The sequence below is a fragment of the Treponema berlinense genome (assembly GCF_052273165.1).
GTDB classification, from domain to species: domain Bacteria; phylum Spirochaetota; class Spirochaetia; order Treponematales; family Treponemataceae; genus Treponema_D; species Treponema_D berlinense_A.
In genome coordinates this window covers 2958-4741 of sequence record NZ_DAVZIU010000042.1, presented here as the reverse complement: position 1 = coordinate 4741, position 1784 = coordinate 2958, and the positions used below count along the sequence as shown (strand labels likewise).

Here is a 1784-nt window from a genome sequence, read left to right as displayed (position 1 = left end):
TATTCAAATTTTCTGCAAAATCCTCTCGTCATTTTGCTTCAATTGGCAGATCAAACAGCCGCTCAGTGGTGGGATTGCTAAATTAAGGCAAAACCTTGATTACATCATCGAGGATATAACAAAAAGCTGGTGATGAAGATTTTTCATTTTCGATAAAAGGTGTCCTTAAGTCAATTTTATTGGAACTGTCAAACGGATCAGTTCCTGTAAAATTTCCAGAAAAAATTGCAATATCATTTTTTTCAATTTTGCTGCTAACAGATTTTACGATTGAATCAACATTTTCCGGCAAAATTGCATAGTTTATGTCCAAAATGCGGACCCATCCCTTTTCGATTCCTGCCATTGCGTCCTGACCGTAAACCTTGCCGTCAATGCAATCTTCAATTTTTTTACCATGCAAAAGAGCATTTATTGACTGCTCAAAATAGTAAGAATAATCAACTGAACAGCTGACCAAAGAACGTGTCGGAGCAATATCGGTCATACTTTGGCTATATCCGACGTGATAGGCAGGAACCGCTCTTTTTGAATTTTCACAGGCAACAGCAGGACCTTTTGTGTCAGAATGCTGAGAAATTACAACGCAACCTTCATCAATCAATTCTACGGCAACCTGCTTTTCCAAAGAATAATTTGACCAGGTGTCCGTATATTTTACGAGCATTGTCGCTTCTGGAACAACCGACTGAACTCCAAGATAAAAAGCCGTATAACCAGAAATAACTTCTGCAAACGGAAAAGCCGCAACGTAACCGACTTTTGCCTCTTCTGCGCTTATAACTTTCGATTCAATCATTTCCTTCAGTTTTTCTCCGGCAATCACGCCGCAAATATAGCGCCCCTGATAAATCGTTCCGTAACAGTTATGATAATTTGAAAGAACTGGTTCATCATTTGCATTGTCGCCAGTCGGCACACAAAACTCAATTTCTGGATGAAGAGCCGCCATATCTTTTACAACTGGACCGTAACCATAACTCGGAGCAATTATGTAATCACACTTTTCGTTTACGAGTTCTTCAAGAGGAAGTTCAATCTGATCTTCTGTAACATTGTACTTAGTGACACAATCTATTTTGTCGCCAAAAACCGAAACAACATGATTTTGTGCCTTTATAAAATTTTCTGTATAAGGAGTTATTTCATCGCCTACAAAAATAAATCCAACTTTTAGGCTTTTTTCTTCGGATCGGGTCAAAACATGAATTCCAAAAGAAAGCAGACATATTACAGCAGAAGTAATTGTGCACAAAATATATTTTTTTTTCATTTTTACATTCATAATTTTCCTCATTTTATGTTTTCTGACAGATTATTTTTTGATTTTTTGTAAAGGTTTTCGACATCTATTGTTCCGTCAGCAATCAGAGAAAGCAAGATGTCCACAAGATTCGGATCAAATTGAGTTCCGCTGTTCCTCTTAAGCTCGTTTATTACAAAATCAAAATCCAACTGTTTGCGATAAACACGATTTGCAGTCATTGCGTCAAATGCATCTGCAATACCGATAATTCTTGCGTCAAGAGGAATTTCTTCACCTTTTTTGCCGGCGCAGTAGCCACTTCCATCGTATCTTTCGTGATGATAAAGAGCACCAACGCTTACATTGTCAACAATCGTAAAGTGTTCTAAGATTTTCTCACCAAGAGTAACATGAGTTTTCATTTTTTCGTATTCTTCGTCCGTAAGTTTTTCAGGCTTGTTCAAAATAGCATCTGGAATTCCGATTTTTCCAATATCGTGTAAAAGCGCCATCTGTCGCAGATTTTCGCATCTTTCCT

The 1784-nt window shown here is 37.6% G+C and carries 2 protein-coding genes; both read right to left on the bottom strand.

Annotation, left to right across the window (positions count from 1 at the left end):
- Positions 1–82: 82 nt before the first annotated feature.
- A complete protein-coding gene (locus tag ACT6XC_RS09270) occupies positions 83–1285 on the bottom strand; it encodes a BMP family ABC transporter substrate-binding protein (protein WP_443741601.1) in 1203 nt (400 codons plus the stop codon).
- 8 nt (positions 1286–1293) lie between these two features.
- Positions 1294–1784, bottom strand: a 491-nt coding sequence (locus ACT6XC_RS09265; RefSeq protein WP_443741600.1) for an HD-GYP domain-containing protein, incomplete at its 5' end; no start/stop codon positions are given.